The sequence below is a fragment of the Paenibacillus forsythiae T98 genome (genome assembly GCF_000520735.1).
Taxonomy (GTDB): Bacteria; Bacillota; Bacilli; order Paenibacillales; family Paenibacillaceae; genus Paenibacillus_AQ; species Paenibacillus_AQ forsythiae.
This window is the reverse complement of sequence record NZ_ASSC01000508.1, coordinates 1-760: the sequence shown is the minus strand read 5'-3', so window position 1 is coordinate 760 and position 760 is coordinate 1. Positions and strand designations below refer to the sequence as shown.

Here is a 760-nt window from a genome sequence, read left to right as displayed (position 1 = left end):
GGCGCGCTCATTGCGTGGATACAGGGAATGAGCGGCCTGCCGCGCCTGCTGGAAAGAGCCGGCCCCGTAGGACCCGTTCCGTTCCTCCGCTGGGCCTGCGGCGCTTGCCTGCTGGCGGGCAGTCTGGCGGCGGCTGCCTGGAACCTGGCGGAGCTGCCAGGCGGACAGCCGGACCGGACTCCGGCGCTGAAGTCGGCTGCTGATCGGCTGCGGGGCTGGGCGGCCGATGGACTGCGCAGCCGGGCCGCCGGGATTGCGGGGTCCACGGGATACGGCTCCGGCGGCGAGCTTGGCGGTCCGCTTGCGCGAAGCGGCGAACCGGTCTTCACGGTGGAAAGCTCCAGGCCGGCCTATTTGCGCGGAGAAAGCCTGGACCGGTATGACGGACGCCGCTGGACGCGGGCGGCGGCGCCGTCCTCGCCGCTCAGTCTGACCGCGCTCTCTTCAGGGGACGCCAAGGCGGCGGATGGGCGCGCGCTTCGCCAGCGGGTCCGTTTTGCGGCGCCGTCCGCAGGCGGGATTCCCGTGTTCGGCGCAGGTCAGGTGTTGTCCGTCTCGGACATCAGACAGCTGGATGGAAGCCGTCTCGGTTATATTCTTGCGAGCGGGAAGCGGGAGAGCTTCGCCCTGCCCGAGCTGGCCGGCTCCTCCAAAGTGACCGAATATACGGTGGACTCGCTGCTCCCCGAGAGCAATCCGGCCGTGCTGCGCAAGCCGGCGGGCAAGGACCCTCCGCCGATTGCCGGGGCGGATGTTGAAC

At 70.3% G+C, this 760-nt stretch carries 1 protein-coding gene; it reads left to right on the top strand.

The features are described from left to right. Positions 1-27 precede the first annotated feature (27 nt). On the top strand, positions 28-760 hold a 733-nt coding region (locus L692_RS29045; RefSeq protein WP_036723996.1), incomplete at its 3' end, for a TgpA N-terminal domain-containing protein.